The organism is uncultured Allobosea sp. (genome assembly GCF_945956895.1).
In the GTDB taxonomy this organism is placed as follows: Bacteria; Pseudomonadota; Alphaproteobacteria; order Rhizobiales; family Beijerinckiaceae; genus Allobosea.
Genome location: NZ_CAMFJF010000014.1, coordinates 1 through 18,781 on the forward strand (window position 1 = coordinate 1; position 18,781 = coordinate 18,781).

Consider the following 18,781-nt stretch of genomic DNA (forward strand, 5'->3'; position numbering starts at 1 on the left):
GCGTCCATGTCCTCGGTTTCGAGGAGGGTCGCTTCATCTTGCAAAAGCAGGTGCAGACGCTCGCGGCGCTCGTCCTCGGATTTCGGAGGCGTGAGGCCAGGAAGGCGATCGGGAAGATGAAGCCGGAGGAAAAGGCGCTATTCGCGGAGGGCTTTCGGTCCGACCTCATCGCCAAGATTCGGGAGACTAGCGACGGTCGGGACATCGTGAAGGCCATCTTCGGCTCGCCAGCAGCTCGGGAGCGTGTCGAGATTGCGCTGGGCAAGGCACAGGCTACGCAGCTTGAAGCGGTGCTGAGCGTCGAGACTGCGATGCTCAAGCTCCAGATGGCGCTTGGCAACTCAAACACGACCCGCCAACTCGTCGAGCTTGGCTTAGCCGGCACAACCGGCGGCATCTATGGCGGGTATCAGCACGGCACGATGTCGGGGCTTGGTATCGGCGTGCTCGCTGGCCTCGCGGCGCGGCAGGCACTTCAAAAAGGCAATGCCAAGATCAACGAAGGCTTGTCCAAAAAAATCGGGGAGATGCTGGCGAGCGGCGATGTCGCCCAGCTCAAGAGCCTGAGCAAGATGGCGACCAAGAGCCCCACCGTGATGCGCTTCCTCGGCAGTGTCGCGGACGAAGCTGGCCAGATCAGCGGCCTCGCCTCAAATACGGGGCCATTGAATATATCGGGCGGGGCGCGGGGTGCGACGCCATATCTGCCAGCAGCCGCAGGCGACGACCAGAAATGACGCCCATGGCTGAGGGCCGCACGATAACAGGATGGCCGCGACCGCGACCGCAAGCGCTCGTCTCAATAGCCGCGAACCCGCTTCACGGCGGCGTCGATCTCGTGGTCAACGATATGGGCGTAAGTGACGACCAGCAGGAAAGCGAAGGCATACGGCGCAAGGATGCCATACCCGACCCCATGCAGCGCCAGCGGAATCAGGCAGGTCGCGATGAACAGCGCAATTTTCTTGCGCTCATAGCGACGCTCGGCCTTGGCTTCCAGATCAGGCTCGATGTCTTGGACCATCCGAACGCCCCGCGATTTGTGTCTCTAAATTGCCCCCTCCAGGCGATGCTCGCAAGGGGACATGCCGTTGCCACGCTGGCGAGCTTCGCGCTGATGGCGTGGGTGATTGCAGGGGGTGCGGCATGAGCGACGATCCGCGCAAAAACGCGAGCAATACGCGAGGTCGTCCGTTCGCTCCCGGCAATCCCGGCAAAGCCAAGGGCTCCCGCCACAAGGTGACGCTGGCGATCGAGGCGCTGCTGGACGGCGAGGCCGAGAAGCTGACGAAAAAGGCTATCGACCTCGCAATGGCGGGAGATATCACGGCTCTGCGTCTCTGCATGGATCGGCTGGCGCCTGTGCGTCGTGACCGGCCCGTCACCTTCGACCTTCCGAAGATTGAGACTGTCAGCGACCTCCCGAAGGCGACGCAGGCCATCATGGAGGCGGTGGCAGGCGGAGAGTTGACGCCATCGGAAGCGGCCGAGCTGGGCAAGCTGGTCGACGCGCACGCCAAGGCGATCGAAGTGACGGACCTACATCGCAGGCTTGAGGTATTGGAAGGAGGCCGCCCATGACTAGGCAGATATCGGCGCGCATCGATCGGCTGGAGCAGGCGCGCGATTCCCAGGCCGGCCGCTTCGTCATGTGGTCGGATTCCGAAGACCCGAACGCGCCTCTGGAGCGCGTCGAGCTTTGCGGCTTATCGCATGAGGAGTGTCTGGATCTCCTCGACGAACCCGAGGTGCTGCAATGACCAACGCCATGCTCGCCCGCATCGTCAAGCTGGAGGAACGGCGCCGGCCGGTCGTCGAGCATGTCGCCAAAGTGGCCCGAGACGCAGCAGTGGCCGCCGACCTCGCCCGGCTCAGGGCCTCCCCCGAGGCCATGGCGGCAGTTCGCGCTCGGCTCCGATGGAACGAGGACGCATGGCGTTCCGGGCAGGCCGCGATTACAGCAGCCTTGAGGGCGGACACATGACCAACGCTCTCGCCCGCCGACTCGATCGGCTGGAGGCAGCGCTGCGGTCGCGCGTCCCTCTGCGCTGCCTGATCCTCTGCGGGACGGTGGAGGAGAATGAAGCCGAGTGCGCGCGGGCGTTTGCTGAAGGGCGCATCTCAGCGCGTGAACCCATCATCCGGGTCAATTGGCCCGCCGGCTATAGGCCAGCAATTCAGGGAGCGGCGTAAATGCGGCTGAACGAGCGATTGGCGAAGTTGGAGCGTGCGGCGGGTGGCAAACTGTACCAACGGCGCATTCTGCATCACGTACTGAACTGCGCTCCTGCCGAGCGGCCGGAACGACTGGCAGCGATTGAGGCATCCGACCCCGACGCATTCCATATCGTCCGCGTCATTGTTCGTCCTGGCGAGCAGGCGATTGCCGCATGAGCCGGGAACTGGAGCGCAGGCTAGCCAAGATGGAGGCTAAGCATCACGCCGACCGCAGCATAGGAAAGCGGGTCGAGCGCATGACTGACGCTGAGCTAACTGCCGCCATCAGGGCATGCAATGCCAAGCTGGAGGAAGAGCATGGCCCCGGTTGGCGCGAGTGGCTGGCCGAGAACGATCCGGCAGGACATAGCGCATTGAGCGAGCTTGAGCAGGAGGGCGCACTATGAGCCGCGAGCTAGAACGCCGCATCGTTGCGCTAGAGCGTGTCAAGAATGGTCACGGTGGGGTGCGTTATGTCGTTCTCGATTATCCGCCGGAAGATGACGAGTGCGAGCCTTTTGAGCTGCGGCGCCCCCTGAGCGAAGCGGAATGGGTGCAGAAGCATTGTTTCGAGTGAAAGGGAACCAAATGGCTAGTTCACCGGGCCAGACTGACTTGGTGCAACTCGGTCTTGCAGCCTTTGAAGCAGGGCTACGAAATGAGCGTGCGCCTTCTCCTTTAGATCCGGCTCAAGATTGGACGAGTATTGTCCCACTGCAAACGATACGGTTTGGACAATCTCGTTCACGCCGGCCATCCCTTTTTGCTCGCCTGCTTGCCGCAATAGGCCTTCGATAAGGGTGTAGACAAACCCCTCCAGGACAACGAGCCGGGCCGTCAGCTCCTCGCGCGTCAATCCTTCATCGTCGTTCATATGCCGCTCCTGCTTCGCATTATCTGGCGGCACTCTGCCTTACCGCATTGGGATTCGATAATCTTGCAGAGGCGCCATAGCTGCCCGTTCCTCTATGCATGGGCGCATGCAAAGAAAAAGCCCGCTGCTCGATGGCTGCGGGCCTCTGGCATTGCCAGGACTTAGGGGTTGCGGCAGTCGCCGGGAAAACTGATGGCTCTCCGCTGATGCGGTCGGTACATCCGCGACAACGCGACCAGGGAGAGCATGCGGCACCGTAGGGCGCCGCGCAGACAACGAGATAATCGCCCGACTGGTTCCCGCAAGGTTTGCGAGAGCGAAAACAGCGCCAAGCGGGCGGGATTGGTTGGCCTTTTCGATGGCCCTTGCCGCTTCGTCTCAATGAAGAGTGCTTTTGACGCAGCAGCTTAGCTCTCCAATTAAGTTCCAGCCGTCAGCATTTAATCCGGCCAACGCTCTCCGCGCCGCCATTGCTCGGGGTCGATGAACGTCCCGGCATGCATCCCGACATCGGCCGCCAAGGCCTCGTCATAGGCCTTGGAGTAGCGAGCGCCCCCATATCGCCAGTACGGGACGGCCCAGCCCTGCCGGATCATCTCCCGCCCGATATCGAGGCCGGCGGCATTCGTGCAGGTGGCGACCTCGCGTCCATAGCGGTCATGGGTTTCGACCGTGCAGCGGACACCATGGCGGATGAGGCCCGCCAGCGCATCCCGCGAATCCCGTCCGCATAGCGTCGCCTTGCCCGCGTCCGATCGGCAGACCTGGCTCAGCTCGGGCGCGTCCATGGCCGAGAGGCGGATGCGCTGCGAACCTATGCGAAGGGTGTCTCCGTCGATGGCCAGGGCTTGGCCGGGGCGAAAGTCATAAGCCTGCGCCCCGGCGCTCGCTATCGCGGCGAGCCATAGGAGCACGACCAGGGCGGGACGGGATTTGAGCATGCGAGAATCTATCAACCCGGAGCCGGATAAACAAACCGCCGGGAACCGAAGTCCCCAGCGGTCGAAGCGCCTAAGCCGCAGGCCGTGGCCACTCAGGATCTAGCGAAACCGATTCACCTTCCGGCCCGTAAACCGTGATGCCGTTATGCCCGCCGAAGACGCGACAGGCAGCCGCCGCGACGCTGTGAGCGATGCCTGCGGTACTGTGCTCGCCTTCCAGCCGTAGCCACACGTTGAAGGCAGGCGAAGCCTTGCTGTTGCACTCGATGCGCTTGATCTTCGCCAGCGCTGCGGCGCCCCACATGAGGCCCAGCATCGACCGCATGCCGTCCAGCTCGTGTTTCAGCGAGTGCCGGCTGGCGACGGCGATATGATCCGCAGGATTGCCAGGACGGCGGACGATGCGACGTTGCGGGAAGTCGACCACGCTCATGCTGCGGCCCTCTTGCCGCGCCAGTTGCCAACCGTCTGCGGGCTGACGCCGCAGCGGCGGGCAATCTCCCGGTTCGAAAGGCCGGGCTCGCTGTCCAAGATGGACAGAACGTCCCGCTGCTTGTTGGCATTGGTCCGACGCAAATCCGCAGGTGGTGCAGATGCGGCGTGTCCATTTTGAGCGGGCGCTCCATAGAGCTGGCGCAGGATGGCGAAATCCCTCCGTAGGCGCTCAACCTCGTCTGCGTCCGATCGGGCATGCCCGGCAGGGTCGATCCACTGGCTTTCCCATTCGAACTGATTCCAGTCCAAGCGGGCCTGCATGTCATCCCAGCATGTGATTGGCCGCGTGCGAATCTTGTGCTCCAGCAAATCGCGCCGGAAGTTTGCCTCCAGATCGTGCATGTATTCACCGCCGCCAGTGGCATCCGCGAAGGCGTTGCGGTCGCGGCGGAGCGTTTCCCAGAACCGCAGTTCGTTCAAAATGCCGGATAGCGTCGGCGGCATCGGCCAGCCATCGTGTATTGCCAGGACGGCAGCCGGATCGGCTTCCCTCATGCTGTACGAGCCGGCCCCCCCAAGCTTTTGCGTGAACCAGCGCTTCGTGCCGCAATAGTCCTCGAACTGCTCGCGGACGGCGAACGGCGTCGCCGCGTTGAATAACGCGACCTCGATCGGTTGCCGCAGGAACACGCCCGCGACGTTGCCATAGCGCTTGAGCGCTTCCCGACATCGAGCAGAGGAATAGTGGCGGCGCTTTTCCTGCCCCTCGCGCATCATTTCGCGAAGCCCGGCGAACGGATCTTCAGCCCGAGCTTTGGCGTCCAATTTGGACGCGGCCTGCTTGAGCGTCATCCCGGCCCGCGAGGCCATGGCTTCAGCCCGAGCACGAGCCGCAGCGCGCTCGCCATCGGTGGCGCCTTCGCTCATCAGGCGGTGGACCTTGGCAAACTTCTCCATGTCCAAAGTGGACGCTTGTGCGTGCATCGTCATCGTGCGTCCTCTCAAGCCGATCGGCGGTTGGTATTTGCGGCGGAGCCCGTTTCCTGGCCCTGAGAGCGGTAGCTGCCTTCGATCGGGTCGAAACGGCGGCTGGCGCTCATGAACCAGAACTTGACCTGGCCAGGATGCCCGCAGATCGGCTGTCGCCTGATCTTCCTCGCCAGCACCAGCGTGCAGCGCTCTTCGAAGTCGCGATAAACCACAATCCCAGCATCCGCTTTGTTGCGCCAATGGGCCGAACCAGAGATGTCATAGAGGCCAGGCACAGGCTCTTTACCGCCGGCAGGGTTCGAAATCTTCGTGGGGTGCGCGACCATGAAGACCGTCACGCCGTGGACCTTGGCGAAGCGCTTGCACTTGCTGATGAGCTGCGAGACGAACTCGGTTTCCGTCATGCCCTGTGGGCGGCCAGCCTCCAGCTCGTTGTAAGGGTCGACGATCAGGCCATTGATGCCCTTGCGCAGAACAGCAGCCTTCGCTCGCTCCAGAACCCAATCGATCGAAGGCGTATGCTCGCCCGAGTCGATGAACACGAAGCGGTCGTGAACCCACCGCATCGACGTGTGAAGCTGCTCCTCATCCATCCGCATCGATGGGCCATCGTGGAAAGGCAGGCCAGCATGAATCTCGCACAGGTCGATGATGTGGCTTTCGCTTCCCGTCTCAGGCGAGAACACAGCCCAGCGCCAGCCGTGCAGGTCCGACATGGTCGCGGCAGCCTGATCCAGCCAACGGCTCTTGCCGTGGTTGGGGATGCCGGTGACGACGACGAACTGGCCGGGCAGCACCTTGAAGGCCTGATCCATGTCCCGCCCCATGCCGAGCGAGAGAGGCTTAGGCCCTTCGCCGCGATAGGTGGCCAGCACCTCGTCCGCGAACGTGTCCGCGCCATAGAGGCCATCGATAGGCCAGGGCTCGGCATTCTCGACACGCCCCCGCAGCACGCCCTTGCCGAACTGCATCAGGCACTCGTTGGCGTCCTTCGTCTGCGTCGTCTCATCGGCCGGGAAGGTGACGCGCCAGCATCGATCCTTGCCCAGCCGGCGGGCCAGCTCCTGAGCGAGCATTTCGCCCGGCCCATCCATATCGGTGGCAATCAGGATGCGGCCGGCGGCCTCTAGCTCGGCCGCATGCGTGGCGAGTGGGTCATAGCGTTTGGCGCCTTCCTGCTCTGGCCGCTCGGGAGCCCCGTTCGGAAGGCTGACCACATTGGACAGTCCGGCCTCGACGAACGCGAGCACGTCCATTTCGCCCTCGACGAAAATCAGATCCTCGCCCGGCTTGATCGCATCGGCGTTGTAAAGGACGGGCTCGGGGTTCTTCTCCTGACAAAAGTTCTTGTCGTTATCGCGGTACTTCACGTTGCGCAGCGTGCCGGCCCATTCGTAGGGAAAGGCGATGCAACTGGCCTCGGCCTCAATCTGCGGAAACCACTTCCGGGTGCGATAGACGCCCATGCGCTCGACGGTGGCGGCGGAGATGCCGCGACCAGCGAACCATGCCAGCATCTTGTCGGGGCGTTCGGGGTGCTCGATCCGAACAGGGCGATTGAACATGCGGACCTCGCGGACGGGATTGCGCCTGAAGTCATCGCCCCCGGCGCCGCCGGTCCAGCCGCAGTGATGGCACTGCCAGCGGACCCGATCGGCAAACACGGTGACGGACAGGCAAGGGTCGGTTTTCTTTTTGCGGAGATGCGAGCAGCGCGGGCAGATTGTCTTGTGGTTGCCCTGCGCCCATGAGCGAAGCCGGATGCCTTCGGCCTTGGCGGTTTCGAGGAAGTCCATGCTCAGCCCCTCGCCATCGTGAACTGGAGGGAATCGGAGCGCTGGGCCGGCCGGGCCTTCAGAGCCGCCTCGATCCAGGCGACGGGATCAGCCGCGTTCTGCTCCTGCGCGTCCTCGATCGTGCGCAAAACCTTGCGCGCATCGTCGCTGGCAACGCGGAGCCATCGCCCGATCAGCGACCGCGCCGGACCAACAGGCTTCCCGGTCAATTCTGAGACGGAAGCAAGGCCCTGCCGGAAGAGACGTTCCCGCCAATCGACGGGGAGGGCAGTAACTGCCGAAGGCTCAGCCGGGGCGGCAACGCCCGTAGCTTTAGCTACGGAATTACCTCCTCCATCCTCCATCTGGCGTGACACTTCCGAAAAAGGCGGAAACCGTCCCGGCTCTGCCGCGTCGCATTCGGAATGCGTCACGGCTGAAGCGTGACCACTCCGCCTATTGTCACGTTCCCGGCGCTTTCTTTCGGCGGCGGTTACGTCTCTCGGGTGATTGAGCGGCCCGGCAACCCCGCGACCGTCGCAGGCGAGAAAGCTGCTCAGCTCGGCGGGATGAGGATGGATCACCTTCGGGGATTTCGGCCGCTGGTAGCGACCGAAGTTGCGGATGGCGCCGTACTGCTTTCCCTCGTGATCGAACGCGCGGATCATGTCGCGCGCCGCCAACTCGGAGAGCATGCTGGGCACGTCTACGGCATCGCCGGGGAACAGCCGCATCTTCAGCGTGAGAGCCTTCCATTCGAAGACGCCCAAATCATCAGCCTCGCACCAGAGGCCGATGAAGAGCACCCGGCTTGCCATGCTGACGGCGGCAAAGGCCTCGTCGGTAAAGAGGCCAGGATGAACCGAGCGGATGCGAGCCATTAGCGCTGCGCCTCCGCAATCATCTCATCGGTCACGTTCTCATCGCACCACGAGCACCATTCAGCATGGACGCGGAGCGGCACGTCATACCGATTGATGGTCATGGTGGTCCCGCGAAACGGACCAGGCACCTCTTCAGGCCGGCGCTCGATCAGCCCGCGCGAAACGAGCGCTTCGAGCACGCGCGGGTGATGGCCGGCCAGATCGTTGCCGATGGCGATTTGTTCGAAAACCTCATGGGCGCGCTTACTCAACCCGGCGCACGGATGAGGCTGGCGAGCAGCTTTCGTGCTGGTCATTGTCCTGCCTCGCTGGAGATGAGGCGCAGGCCATCACGCTCGGCCATTTCGCGAGCGAGAGCGGCGGCAGCCTCGGGAGTGTTCGGGGTGGCGGAGTGGCGCCTGACAAGGCGCCCTCCCTGACTGGTAGCGGCACACCAGCAACCGAAGTCCAAGACGACCTCGACCGCGTCGGGCATGCGCTTAACGCCGCGCACGTTGGGGCGGGGGAACCGGACCACGTCAGCCATCGTGCTCGGCCTCCGTGGTGAGCTGGCGCATCGCCTCGGGCAGCGTATCGAGAGCCGCGTTGGCGAATGCTGCGAACTTGCGGACAGAGCGCATCAGGGCTGGCGCATCGCCCATCGCGAGATGGTCGTAAGCGTGGTCCAGATGGAGGCTGGCATAAGCCAGCGCTCCGCCCATGAAGGCGCGAGGGTTGCTCGCGCTATCGATGTCGCCATGTTGCGGCAGAGGGAGAGGGATAACGTTCACGCCGCCCTCCGCTCGATGACAGTGACAGGGACGCTCAGGATGTAGCGGGCATGCGTACCGGCATAAGGCCCCGCGTGCTTTTCATCGTGGGTGATGACGCCAACCCCGCCCCGGCGGAGCTTGAAGACGTAATGCGACCAGCGCGGGCCGGGATGGTCGATGGGCGTGCAGCCTTTCGAGCCGGCGTTGATGAGGTTGTCCAAGGCCCAGGCGTCGCGGCCCTTGAAGGTGCGCGGCGTCGAATCGCCTTCGATGGTGATGGTGATGCTCTTGAGGTTTGCCATCAGTCGCGGCCCTCCTTCGGCCCGAGAGAGGCGAGGCGGAGAACCGTCAGGGCGTGCAGCTCGGACAAGCCGAAACGACGCTGAAGACGATTGACGATAATGGCGGGGATGGTATCTTCGCTCGGCATTCCGGCCAGGAATGAAGCCTTCGCGAGCCCGGCGCTTCCCCCGCGCCGGGTTTCGTTTGTCAGGTGCATGGCTTCACGCGGCCTCTTTCTCGGAGGCGGCGTCGAGCGCAGCGATATAGCGGTTGACCTCGGAGGCCTTGACGAAGCTGCGGCGGCCATTGCGCGTCAGCTTGAGCTTGCCGGCCTTCACCTCGGCATAAGCCTTGGTGGTCCTGATCCCGAGCATATCAAACGCGGCCTGGGCGGGGATCAAACGATCGACCGGCGCGTGTGAAATCGGAGTGTTCATTTTGATCCTCAGTTCGCCCGCATTCGTTGGAACGCAACCGGCGGGTGAGGACGAAAATGGCTGCGGATCAGCGGCCCCGCGATTTGTACAATTGTTCGGGCGGAAATGGTCCGAACAATCGGCCGTACAATTCAGCTATTGCGACTTCCGACCACGCTTAAGGGTCGGAGCGTGCTGCCGCCAAAGAGCTTGAAAAGAATCGCGCGACACTTCAGGCCGGCTCAATTTGCGCCATGCGTCACTGACTCGCCAGTCGGGCCAAACGCCGGGATGGGCGGCTTTCAATGCCTCAATGTCGGCCGAAGCCGCCGCTCTCTTTTTTGGTAAGGGAGCCGGTGACGTTTCATGGAGTAGGCCGGAAATCCAGCTCCTCAATGAGGATCGCATCACGGTGACATCATTCCACCTCAGCGCATGAGGCTTGTTGTCGCGATACTTTGCATACGAGTCCATATCACCGCGAGCAGGATCGATATCGAGTCCGGCGCCGTCATGGGTCACGGCCAGATCATGTGCGAAAACGGCGACTGGGATGGGCTCGGGGCGGCCCACTGTAGCGCAGGTACCGAACAGCTTGATCTTTCCTTGGCGCGCCTGAGCGAGCAACGCAGCGCCCGTGCGAGCCCGGCGCGCTGCTGCCACTAGTGGGGCCACGTCTGGCGGCGGGATCAGAGAACCAAAAGACAGGACGCTGAGAGCCTGAGCGAGCAAAACCCAATCGCCGCCGGGCATCTGATCCAAGCTCGACAATTCAATCTCGGGCGCCAGCGCCCAAGGCGTTCGGCCTATCAGGTCTGCGCCAGCAACAGAGTTCAACGCCGGCTGTTGGAGGCGAATGAACCTCTCTAGTTCATCTCTCCGGACAAACACTGGCGCGCCACCTGTTTCAGGCCCAGGACAGGTGAGATGATGAAGCTCCGTGCTCAAGCCGGGAACGCCGAACGAAATGGCTTCGATCCAACGTTCGCGGTCAGCGAGTTCGGCTGGTTCGCCGGTTCTCGCATCGCGGATCATCGCGCGGAATTGACCTGAAGCCAGTGCCGTGCGCATCAACCTCTCGACTCGTCTTCGCGATTCGTCAAACGCATTTCGAGCGTCATCAAGTGCGCCGACCCAGTTTCCGCCGAACTCCCTCGAAAGCTCCTCTTTGGGAACCCGTTGGCTAAGCGCAAGGAAGTGCTTCTCGCTATCCTCGATCGTGCGCCAAGCATGCTCAAACGCGTCGGATAGCCACTCGTGGCCATTGGGTAGCGTATGTGCAGCGCCCATCCCTATCGCTCCACCGGCCAACGACGCTTTGCACCTTCGCGCAGTAGATCAACCTGATCTGCCCACCATTGGGCCATCTCGACGCGCTCTTTCCAGTGTGCCCCGCGCGCGTAGGCGCGCCGGACGGCATCAACTTCCTGATGCGCCAGCGCTCGCTCGATAGCATCGGGCGACCACTTGCCGGATTCGTTCAGGAGCGTTGACGCGCTCGCGCGGAAACCGTGCGAGGTAGCGTCTGAATTGGTGTAGCCAAGGCGGCGCAGCGCCGCGTTCAGCGTATTCTCGGACATGGCCCGCTTGACCGATCGGACGGACGGAAAGACCAGCTCCCCATCGCCCGATATCGCCCGCAGTTCGTCCAAGATGGTGAGCGCCTGCTTGGGCAGAGGGACCGCATGCGGCTTGCGCATCTTCATTCGGCCGGCCGGGATGGTCCAAACGGCTTCCTCGGTATCGAACTCCCTCCACTCGGCTAAGCGTAGCTCGCCCGGTCGCGGGAAGAGCAGCGCCATCAGGCGCAGGGCGTGCCGGGTGAGAGGCATTCCGTCATAATCGTCGATGACGCGAAGGAGCGCGCCGAAGGCCTTGGCCTCGGTCACGGCGGCATGGCTCTTTACGACCGGCGCCATCAGCGCCCCCCGCAGCGCCACGGTCGGATCGTCCTTCGCCCGCTGCGTTGCGATGGCGTACCGAAATACCTGCCCGATGATGGATCTCATGCGGCGCGCGGTTTCGAGATGGCCCCGCGCCTCGATCTTCCGCAGGACAACGAGAATTTCGGCGGCGCTGATTTCCGTGATGGGGCGCTTGCCCAGCACCGGCTTGGCCAGGTCCAGGAACCAATCGAACTTGTCGAGCGTCGCTTGGGCCTTGCCGCTCTGTTTCTTCCTGGCGGCAACCTCTGCGGCGATGGCCTCGAAAGTGTTTTCCCTGTTGGCCTTGCCCGTCAGCTTCTCCAGCCGCTTTTCGGCGCCGGGGTCTTTGCCGTCCCGCAGCAGCGCCTTGGCCTCCTCCCGCTTGGCGCGGGCCGCGCGAAGGTCGATCGCCGGATATGTGCCGATGGAGAGTTTCTTCTGCTTGCCATCGTATCGGTAGGCAAGGCGCCACAGCTTGCCGCCTTTCGGCTCAATCCAGAGCTGCAAGCCGCCTCCATCGGAGAGCTTCACCGTGCTCGCGGCGGGCTTGGCGTTCCTTATCGCAACGTCTGTCAGGGGCATGATGTTGGCCTGAATTTCGGGCCTGTTGGCCTATGCAGGCGAGCAGGCCAACAAATTCGGCGGCTGTCAACGAAGGCCGGCGAAGGCCAGCAAAGAGAAAGGCCCCCGAAACCAGCGGTCTCGGAGGCCTTTTCGGTCACCGGCGAAAGCCGGCGAAGGTAAATGTGGTGCCCAGGAGAGGACTCGAACCTCCACGCCCTTGCAGGCGCCAGCACCTGAAGCTGGTGCGTCTACCAATTCCGCCACCTGGGCAACGGCGGTTCGTTTACGGGGGCCGAGTCGTCCTGTCAACGGCCCTGTCGCGGCGAAATGAATTTGTTTTCGCCACCCTGTGGAAAGGGCCTTTGCGGATCGTGCGGATTACGGGCTGTTTTCGTCCGGAAGCGGCGGGTCTGCGTCAAACAAGGGCAGGGCCGCGTCGCGGATAGGGCGGAACGCCGCAGGGGCCGGGATAGAGGGGGCGCCGGCCGCAAAAGGCATTTCCACTTTGGCGGAACATGATCTAGGAGGGCAGAAGCATTCTAAACGGAGCTTTCGCGATGGCTTCCCAGGCCCCGGCCCAGCAACTCGTCACGGTCTTCGGCGGCTCCGGTTTCGTCGGCCGCCATGTCGTGCGCGCGCTCGTCAAGCGCGGCTACCGGGTGCGCGTCGCCGTGCGCCGGCCGGATCTCGCCAATTTCCTCCAGCCGATCGGGACCGTCGGCCAGATTCACGCCGTGCAGGCGAATCTGCGCTATCCCGCCTCGGTCGCTGCCGCCGTGAAGGGCGCTGATGCCGTCGTCAACCTCGTCGGCATCATGCAGGAGCAGGGTCGCCAGAGCTTCTCGGCCGTGCAGGCGAACGGCGCCCGCGCCATCGCCCAGGCTTGCGCCGCCGCCGGCATCGTGCGGCTTGTCCATGTCTCGGCGCTGGGTGCCGACGCCGAATCGGCTTCGGCCTATGCCCGCTCCAAGGCCGAGGGCGAGGCGGCGAGTTTCGCCTCCGTGCCGAATACGGTCGTGCTGCGGCCGTCGGTGATGTTCGGGCCTGAGGATACGTTCTTCAACCGCTTCGCTTCGCTGGCGCGGATGCTGCCCGTCCTGCCGCTGGTCGGCGATGGCGCGACGAAATTCCAGCCGGCCTTCGTCGGCGATGTCGCCGAGATCGCCGCCCGCGCCGTCGACGGCACCGTCCAGGGCGGCCGGGTCTATGAGCTTGGCGGGCCGGAGGTGCAGAGCTTGCGCCAGATCGTCGAGGAAGTCTGCAAGGTGACCGGCCGCAAGCGTCTCCTCGCGCCGCTGCCTTTCGCGCTGGCGCGGATCATGGGCAGTGTCCTTCAGGTCGTCGATACGCTGACGCTCGGGCTGATTCCGGACGAACTCGTCATGACGCGCGATCAGGTGACGCTGCTTGAAAGCGATAATGTCGTCTCGGCAGCAGCCAAGGCCGAAGGCCGCGACTTCGCCGGGCTTGGGCTCGCGCCGACCTCCTCCGAGGCGGTCGTCTCGTCCTATCTCTGGCGCTTCCGCAAGACCGGCCAGTTCGACACGCTTCAGGCCCGCTGAACGGCGGACGGAGCGCGCTCGTGTCGTTCGACCTCGTCATCTACGACTGCGACGGCACGCTGATCGACACCGAGACGCTCTATGGCGAGATCAGCCTCGCCATCTGTCGGGAGATCGGCCTCAACCACTGGACGCTTGACCATTATGTCGAGCAACTCGTCGGTATCCCCTGGGCCGACGGCATGAAGATCATCGAATCGGCGCTCGGCCGGCCTCTTCCGGCCGATTTCGAAACGCGCATCGAGGATGCGGTCGCCCGGCGGCTGGAGACCGAACTGCGCGCGCTTCCCGGCGTACGGGAGGCGTTGTTGGCCATGGCAGAGCGTCGCTGCGTCGCATCCTCGACGGTGCTCGAGCCGCTGCGCCGCAATCTCGCGCTGGCAGGCTTGAGCGACCTGTTCGGGCCCCATGTCTTCTCGGCCTCGCAGGTCGCGCGCGGCAAGCCGGCGCCGGATGTTTTTCTGTTCGCGGCGTCGCAGATGGGCGCGGAGGCGGGGCGCTGCCTCGTGCTGGAGGATTCGGTGCCGGGGGTGTTGGCGGCGCGGGCGGCGGGCATGCAGGTCGCCGGCTTCACCGGCGCCTCTCACGACAAACGGCGCATGCGCGAACGCCTGCTGGCCGCCGGTGCGGCAGCCGTCATCGACGATTACAGGGACTGGCCGGCGGAAGCGGCGCGCCTTGCAAGTGAACGCGCCGCCTGAGCTGCCGGTCTAGGCGCCTGCCGGATCGTTCATCGTCTCAACTGCTCTTGTCAGTCCGGGTTCGCGCCGATGGCACGCCCCGGAATGACAATGGTGTGAGAGGCGCGGCGCCTCAGAGCATGCTCGGCAGCACGCGGTCCGGTGGCTTGTGGCCGTCCATGAAGGTCTTGATGTTGACGATGACCTTCTCGCCCATGTCGGCGCGGCCCTCATGGGTGGCAGAGCCCATATGCGGGAGGACCACGACCTTGTGCTGGCGCGCGAGCTTGAGCAGGCGCGGATTGACCGCCGGCTCGCTCTCGAACACGTCGAGGCCGGCGCCGGCGAGTTCGCCGGCTTCCAGCATGCGGGCGAGCGCCGTCTCGTCGACGACTTCGCCGCGGGCGGTGTTCACCAGGATCGCGTCCGGCTTCATCAGCTTCAGGCGGCGCGCCGAGAGCAGGTGGTAGGTCGCCGGCGTATGCGGGCAGTTGACCGAGACGATGTCCATCCGCGCCAGCATCTGGTCGAGCGAATCCCAATAGGTCGCGTTGAGCTGTTCCTCGATGCGCGGATCGACCCGGCGGCGGTTGTGGTAGTGGATCGAGAGGCCGAAGGCTGCCGCGCGCTTCGCCAGCGCCTGGCCGATGCGGCCCATGCCGACGATGCCGAGGCGCTTGCCGGTGATGCGCCGGCCGAGCATCCAGGTCGGCGACCAGCCGGCCCAGTCGTCGTCCGGGATGACGCGCGCGCCTTCGGCGATCCGGCGGGCGACGGCGAGGATCAGCGCGATCGTCATGTCGGCGGTGTCGTCGGTCAGCACGCCCGGCGTGTTGGTCACGGTGATGCCGCGCTGCACGGCGCTGGCCACGTCGATATTGTCGACGCCGTTGCCGAAATTGGCGATCAGGCGCAACTGGTCGCCGGCTTGCGCGATGATGGCGGCATCGATCTTGTCGGTCACGGTCGGGACGAGCACGTCGGCGGTCTTCACCGCCTCGACCAGAGCTGCCTGCGACATCGGCTTGTCGTCGATATTGAGCCGGGCGTCGAACAGCTCGCGCATCCGGGTTTCCACCACGGCGGGGAGCTTGCGCGTCACCACCACCAAGGGCTTCTTCTTCGACATGGCGGTCACCCCTCCGTCATTGGCCGTATCGGCTGCAATTCCTCAACCCGCCATTAACCCTGGTGGCCCAGGAATGGGAATTGTTGCGCGGCACCATATGCGTGTCTAGGCGGCAGCGCGGCGGATGACAACTTGCCCCTTCGCCGGGGGGGGGGCGGGATGCGAAGGAGAATGGCGCCATGATGGTCTCGTCGATGCGTCACCTGGCTCTGGCGGCGCTGGCCCTCATCGGCTTGCCCGCGATCGCGTCCGCGCAGGACATGCAGGCCGGCTCGGTAACCGGGCTGCCGGTGCCCCGCTATGTCAGCTTGAAGACGGACCGTGTGAACCTGCGCGAGGGGCCCTCGAAGGAGCACCGTACGCGCTGGGTCTATCAGCGCGCCGGCCTGCCGATGGAGGTGACCGCCGAATTTGAGACCTGGCGCCGCGTCCGCGACGCCGACGGTGCTGAGGGCTGGGTGTTGCACAGCCTGCTCTCCGGCCGCCGGACAGCGCTCGTCGCACCCTGGTCGAAGAATAAGGACGAGAATTTCCCGATGCGCAGCGCCGCGAACGAGGAAGCCGCCATCGTCGCCAGGCTGCAGTCCGGCGTCGTCGCCAGCGTCGCATCCTGCGCCAACACCTGGTGCCGCGTCAGCGTCGGCAATATCAGCGGCTTCATCCGTCAGGAGCGCCTCTGGGGCGTCTACCCCAACGAGAAGGTCGACTGAAGACGAGGTGGCGGGAGTTGCTGCGCCGTCAGAGGCGTCAGCCGCCGATCTTGCACAGCCGCACCACGACGTCGACCCGCGCGATCTCGTAGCCTTCGGGCGGGACCGGGAGGCTGGCGATGTCGATCTCGTCGGCGGGGATGTCGATCACCCGGTTTTCGCCGTCGACGACGAAATGGTGATGCTCGTGATCGGCCGTGTCGAAATAGGCCTTGGCGCCGTCGAGCGTGAGCTCGCGCAGGAGGCCCGCTTCGGTGAACTGGCGCAGCGTGTTGTAGATCGTCGCGAGCGAGACCGGAATCCGCTCTTTCATCGCCTCTTCGAACAGCATCTCGGCGCTGACATGGCGCTGGCCCTTGGCGAAGAGCACCCAGCCTAGCGAGACGCGCTGGCGGGTCGGGCGCAGGCCGACGCGCCGGAGCTTCTGGCGGATATCGTGGAAGGGGCAGCCCTGCCGCACGGGCATTCCGTAACCCTGGTCCTGGGAGGTCAGGTCGCTCATGCCCCGCTCGTGCACCCTCGTATGAAACGGATGTCCTGAAGGCTCCGTCTGCTGGAAGAATTCCAATCTGGAATGTAGGGCGTCGACCTCGCGGTCGCAAGCGTTGAACCGGCTTATGGGCTCCTGCGAAGCCTGCCTGCATTGATCTGTCGCAGTTTCGTTGCGGTTTTTGACGCTGCGATGTGGGTCATGGGACGTGCTGCCCTTTCGTTTCCCTCTTCCGCCGTGTTAGCACGGCACACGAGACATCGGCCGAATCCGGCGGGTGCCAGGGAGCCGTACGGGAATGCAGCGTCAGTCGTCTTTCAGCTACGAGGAGATCCTCGCCTGCGGTCGTGGAGAACTGTTCGGGCCGGGCAATGCGCAGCTGCCGCTGCCGCCGATGCTGATGTTCGACCGGATCGTCGAGATCGCCGAAGAGGGCGGTGAGCACGGCAAGGGCCTCGTCCGCGCCGAGTTCGACATCAAGCCCGACCTCTGGTTCTTCGATTGCCATTTCAAGGGCGATCCGGTGATGCCGGGTTGCCTCGGCCTCGATGCGCTCTGGCAGCTCACCGGCTTCTTCCTCGGCTGGCTCGGCCTGCCCGGCCGCGGCCGCGCGCTCGGCGTCGGCGAGGTCAAGTTTGCCGATCAGGTTCTGCCTTCGGTCAAGAAGGTCGTCTACGGCGTCGACTTCAAGCGCGTCTTCAAGTCGAAGCTCGTTCTCGGCATCGCCGATGGCTGGCTGGAGGCCGACGGCAAGCGCATCTACACGGTCAGCGACATGCGTGTCGGCCTGTTCAAGCCGGAAGCGGCCTGAGGAAAAACGTAAGCCGACCTTGCGCGCGACTGCCGCTCGGTCCATTTGCGCGATATGAATCCAGAAGCGGCCGGGCTTGGCCCCGCCGCGTGCTGACAGCTGGAGTAAGCGAGCATGAGACGCGTCGTCGTCACCGGGATGGGCATCGTCTCGTCCATCGGCAACAACACCCAGGAGGTCCTGGCCTCGCTGCAATCAGCCAAATCGGGCATTTCCTATGTGCCGGATTTCGCCGAGCACGGCTTTCGCAGCCAGGTCGCCGGCGTGCCGACGCTCGACCCCGCGACCGTGCTCGACCGGCGCGCCATGCGTTTCCATGGCGGTGGCTCGGCCTGGAATCAGGTCGCGATGGAGCAGGCGATCGCCGATGCCGGCCTCGAGCAGGCCGAGATCAGCAACGAGCGCACCGGCATCATCATGGGCTCGGGCGGTCCCTCGACCCGTGCCCTGATCGACGCCTATGACAAGGCCCGCGAGAGCGGCTCCTCGAAGAAGGTCGGCCCCTTCGCCGTGCCCAAGGGCATGTCCTCGACCGCTTCGGCGACGCTGGCGACCTGGTTCAAGATCAAGGGCGTCAATTATTCGATCTCCTCGGCCTGCGCGACCTCCAATCACTGCATCGGCAACGCCTACGAGCTGATCCAGTGGGGCAAGCAGGACATGATCTTCGCCGGCGGCTGCGAGGAGCTGGACTGGACGCTCTCCGTCCTCTTCGACGCGATGGGCGCGATGTCCTCCGACTTCAACGGTACGCCCGCCCGCGCCTCGCGCGCCTACGACGTCGCCCGCGACGGCTTCGTCATCGCCGGCGGCGCCGGCGTCGTCGTGCTGGAAGAGCTGGAGCATGCCAAGGCGCGCGGCGCCAAGATCTATGGTGAGATCGTCGGCTATGGCGCGACCTCGGACGGCTACGACATGGTCGCGCCGTCGGGCGAGGGCGCGGTGCGCTGCATGCGCATGGCGCTCGAAGGCGTGAAGAGCAAGGTCGACTACATCAACCCGCACGGCACCTCCACCCCGGTCGGCGACGGCAAGGAGATCGAGGCTATCCGCGAGGTCTTCGGCGCGGGCGACAAGGCGCCGCCGATCTCGGCGACGAAGTCGCTGACCGGCCACTCGCTCGGCGCCACCGGCGTGCAGGAGGCGATCTATTCGCTCCTGATGCTCAACAACGACTTCATCTGCGAAAGCGCCCATATCGACGAACTCGACCCGGCTTTCGCCGACATGCCGATCGTGCGCAAGCGCATCGACAATGCGGGCCTGGGCACCGTGCTCTCGAATTCGTTCGGGTTCGGCGGCACCAACGCCACCATCGTGATGAAGCGGCTGGAGGCCTGAGAA

The 18,781-nt window shown here is 64.4% G+C and carries 27 protein-coding genes and 1 tRNA gene; 12 read left to right on the forward strand and 16 right to left on the reverse strand.

Annotation, left to right across the window (positions count from 1 at the left end; genetic code table 11):
* On the forward strand, positions 1–737 hold a 737-nt coding region (locus tag Q0Q02_RS10555; protein WP_293809165.1), incomplete at its 5' end, for a hypothetical protein.
* A gap of 62 nt (positions 738–799) precedes the next feature.
* Here the strand turns inward: Q0Q02_RS10555 and Q0Q02_RS10560 are convergent.
* Positions 800–1,024, reverse strand: a complete 225-nt coding sequence (locus Q0Q02_RS10560) for a hypothetical protein (RefSeq protein ID WP_257735709.1) — start codon at positions 1,022–1,024, stop codon at positions 800–802.
* Between the two features lie 122 nt (positions 1,025–1,146).
* On the opposite strand from Q0Q02_RS10560, the gene Q0Q02_RS10565 reads away from it, so the two are divergent.
* The 6 genes from Q0Q02_RS10565 (at position 1,147) to Q0Q02_RS10590 (ending at position 2,794) form a co-directional block, all read left to right on the forward strand.
* Positions 1,147–1,581 carry a hypothetical protein gene (locus tag Q0Q02_RS10565; protein ID WP_293809169.1) on the forward strand — a complete coding sequence of 145 codons (435 nt, stop codon included), beginning with the start codon at positions 1,147–1,149 and terminating at the stop codon, positions 1,579–1,581.
* Positions 1,578–1,760: a hypothetical protein gene (locus Q0Q02_RS10570; RefSeq protein ID WP_293809171.1), complete on the forward strand. Its 183-nt coding sequence runs from the start codon at positions 1,578–1,580 to the stop codon at positions 1,758–1,760. Before Q0Q02_RS10565 ends, Q0Q02_RS10570 begins: the two co-directional genes overlap by 4 nt.
* Entirely contained in the window at positions 1,757–1,984 is a 228-nt protein-coding gene (locus tag Q0Q02_RS10575; protein WP_293809173.1) for a hypothetical protein, read from the forward strand. The genes Q0Q02_RS10570 and Q0Q02_RS10575 overlap by 4 nt, the downstream gene beginning before the upstream one ends.
* A gap of 209 nt (positions 1,985–2,193) precedes the next feature.
* Positions 2,194–2,394, forward strand: a complete 201-nt coding sequence (locus Q0Q02_RS10580) for a hypothetical protein (protein ID WP_293809175.1) — start codon at positions 2,194–2,196, stop codon at positions 2,392–2,394.
* A complete protein-coding gene (locus Q0Q02_RS10585; RefSeq protein ID WP_293809177.1) occupies positions 2,391–2,624 on the forward strand; it encodes a hypothetical protein in 234 nt (77 codons plus the stop codon). The genes Q0Q02_RS10580 and Q0Q02_RS10585 overlap by 4 nt, the downstream gene beginning before the upstream one ends.
* The gene (locus Q0Q02_RS10590; RefSeq protein WP_293809179.1) at positions 2,621–2,794 is read left to right on the forward strand and encodes a hypothetical protein; all 174 of its coding nucleotides are present in this window, start codon (positions 2,621–2,623) and stop codon (positions 2,792–2,794) included. The genes Q0Q02_RS10585 and Q0Q02_RS10590 overlap by 4 nt, the downstream gene beginning before the upstream one ends.
* Before the next feature lie 15 nt (positions 2,795–2,809).
* Here Q0Q02_RS10590 and Q0Q02_RS10595 read toward each other — a convergent pair whose 3' ends face one another.
* The 13 genes from Q0Q02_RS10595 to Q0Q02_RS10655 all read right to left on the reverse strand — a co-directional run bounded on the left by Q0Q02_RS10595 (position 2,810) and on the right by Q0Q02_RS10655 (position 12,325).
* Positions 2,810–3,091: a hypothetical protein gene (locus tag Q0Q02_RS10595; RefSeq protein ID WP_293809181.1), complete on the reverse strand. Its 282-nt coding sequence runs from the start codon at positions 3,089–3,091 to the stop codon at positions 2,810–2,812.
* 440 nt (positions 3,092–3,531) lie between these two features.
* Complete coding sequence (locus tag Q0Q02_RS10600) at positions 3,532–4,032, reverse strand: thermonuclease family protein (RefSeq protein ID WP_293809183.1); 501 nt, start codon at positions 4,030–4,032, stop codon at positions 3,532–3,534.
* A 70-nt stretch (positions 4,033–4,102) separates the two neighbouring features.
* Entirely contained in the window at positions 4,103–4,465 is a 363-nt protein-coding gene (locus Q0Q02_RS10605; protein ID WP_293809185.1) for a hypothetical protein, read from the reverse strand.
* Positions 4,462–5,457, reverse strand: a complete 996-nt coding sequence (locus Q0Q02_RS10610; RefSeq protein ID WP_293809187.1) for a winged helix-turn-helix domain-containing protein — start codon at positions 5,455–5,457, stop codon at positions 4,462–4,464. Before Q0Q02_RS10610 ends, Q0Q02_RS10605 begins: the two co-directional genes overlap by 4 nt.
* Positions 5,458–5,468: 11 nt before the next feature.
* Entirely contained in the window at positions 5,469–7,253 is a 1,785-nt protein-coding gene (locus Q0Q02_RS10615) for a toprim domain-containing protein (RefSeq protein ID WP_293809189.1), read from the reverse strand.
* Positions 7,254–7,255: 2 nt separating this feature from the next.
* The gene (locus Q0Q02_RS10620) at positions 7,256–8,113 is read right to left on the reverse strand and encodes a hypothetical protein (protein ID WP_293809191.1); all 858 of its coding nucleotides are present in this window, start codon (positions 8,111–8,113) and stop codon (positions 7,256–7,258) included.
* Positions 8,113–8,412, reverse strand: a complete 300-nt coding sequence (locus Q0Q02_RS10625) for a hypothetical protein (RefSeq protein WP_293809193.1) — start codon at positions 8,410–8,412, stop codon at positions 8,113–8,115. Before Q0Q02_RS10625 ends, Q0Q02_RS10620 begins: the two co-directional genes overlap by 1 nt.
* Before the next feature lie 222 nt (positions 8,413–8,634).
* Positions 8,635–8,886 carry a hypothetical protein gene (locus Q0Q02_RS10630; protein WP_293809195.1) on the reverse strand — a complete coding sequence of 84 codons (252 nt, stop codon included), beginning with the start codon at positions 8,884–8,886 and terminating at the stop codon, positions 8,635–8,637.
* Positions 8,883–9,170: a hypothetical protein gene (locus tag Q0Q02_RS10635; protein WP_367275028.1), complete on the reverse strand. Its 288-nt coding sequence runs from the start codon at positions 9,168–9,170 to the stop codon at positions 8,883–8,885. The genes Q0Q02_RS10630 and Q0Q02_RS10635 overlap by 4 nt, the downstream gene beginning before the upstream one ends.
* A 201-nt stretch (positions 9,171–9,371) precedes the next feature.
* A complete protein-coding gene (locus Q0Q02_RS10640; RefSeq protein WP_293809197.1) occupies positions 9,372–9,524 on the reverse strand; it encodes a hypothetical protein in 153 nt (50 codons plus the stop codon).
* A gap of 198 nt (positions 9,525–9,722) precedes the next feature.
* Entirely contained in the window at positions 9,723–10,856 is a 1,134-nt protein-coding gene (locus tag Q0Q02_RS10645; RefSeq protein ID WP_293809199.1) for a hypothetical protein, read from the reverse strand.
* Between the two features lie 2 nt (positions 10,857–10,858).
* On the reverse strand, positions 10,859–12,073 hold the full coding sequence (locus tag Q0Q02_RS10650) for an integrase arm-type DNA-binding domain-containing protein (protein ID WP_293809201.1): 1,215 nt from the start codon (positions 12,071–12,073) through the stop codon (positions 10,859–10,861).
* 165 nt (positions 12,074–12,238) lie between these two features.
* Positions 12,239–12,325: transfer RNA gene (locus Q0Q02_RS10655), tRNA-Leu, on the reverse strand.
* A gap of 287 nt (positions 12,326–12,612) precedes the next feature.
* Here Q0Q02_RS10655 and Q0Q02_RS10660 point away from each other — a divergent pair.
* Positions 12,613–13,617 (forward strand): complex I NDUFA9 subunit family protein, encoded by a 1,005-nt coding sequence (locus Q0Q02_RS10660; RefSeq protein WP_293809203.1) that lies wholly within the window; start codon positions 12,613–12,615, stop codon positions 13,615–13,617.
* 20 nt (positions 13,618–13,637) lie between these two features.
* A complete protein-coding gene (locus Q0Q02_RS10665) occupies positions 13,638–14,318 on the forward strand; it encodes an HAD-IA family hydrolase (protein WP_293809205.1) in 681 nt (226 codons plus the stop codon).
* Positions 14,319–14,430: 112 nt separating this feature from the next.
* Here the strand turns inward: Q0Q02_RS10665 and Q0Q02_RS10670 are convergent, their stop codons facing one another.
* Positions 14,431–15,426, reverse strand: a complete 996-nt coding sequence (locus tag Q0Q02_RS10670) for a D-glycerate dehydrogenase (RefSeq protein ID WP_293809207.1) — start codon at positions 15,424–15,426, stop codon at positions 14,431–14,433.
* Positions 15,427–15,605: 179 nt separating this feature from the next.
* Between Q0Q02_RS10670 and Q0Q02_RS10675 the strand changes: the two genes are divergently transcribed.
* On the forward strand, positions 15,606–16,136 hold the full coding sequence (locus tag Q0Q02_RS10675; RefSeq protein WP_293809209.1) for an SH3 domain-containing protein: 531 nt from the start codon (positions 15,606–15,608) through the stop codon (positions 16,134–16,136).
* A 37-nt stretch (positions 16,137–16,173) separates the two neighbouring features.
* Here the strand turns inward: Q0Q02_RS10675 and irr are convergent, their stop codons facing one another.
* The gene (gene irr / locus Q0Q02_RS10680) at positions 16,174–16,638 is read right to left on the reverse strand and encodes a Fur family transcriptional regulator Irr (protein ID WP_293809211.1); all 465 of its coding nucleotides are present in this window, start codon (positions 16,636–16,638) and stop codon (positions 16,174–16,176) included.
* Between the two features lie 286 nt (positions 16,639–16,924).
* On the opposite strand from irr, the gene fabA reads away from it, so the two are divergent.
* Entirely contained in the window at positions 16,925–17,437 is a 513-nt protein-coding gene (gene fabA, locus Q0Q02_RS10685; protein ID WP_047578039.1) for a 3-hydroxyacyl-[acyl-carrier-protein] dehydratase FabA, read from the forward strand.
* Positions 17,438–17,551: 114 nt separating this feature from the next.
* Positions 17,552–18,778, forward strand: coding sequence for a beta-ketoacyl-ACP synthase I (gene fabB / locus Q0Q02_RS10690; RefSeq protein ID WP_293809213.1), 1,227 nt, complete (start codon positions 17,552–17,554; stop codon positions 18,776–18,778).
* Positions 18,779–18,781: the final 3 nt, after the last annotated feature.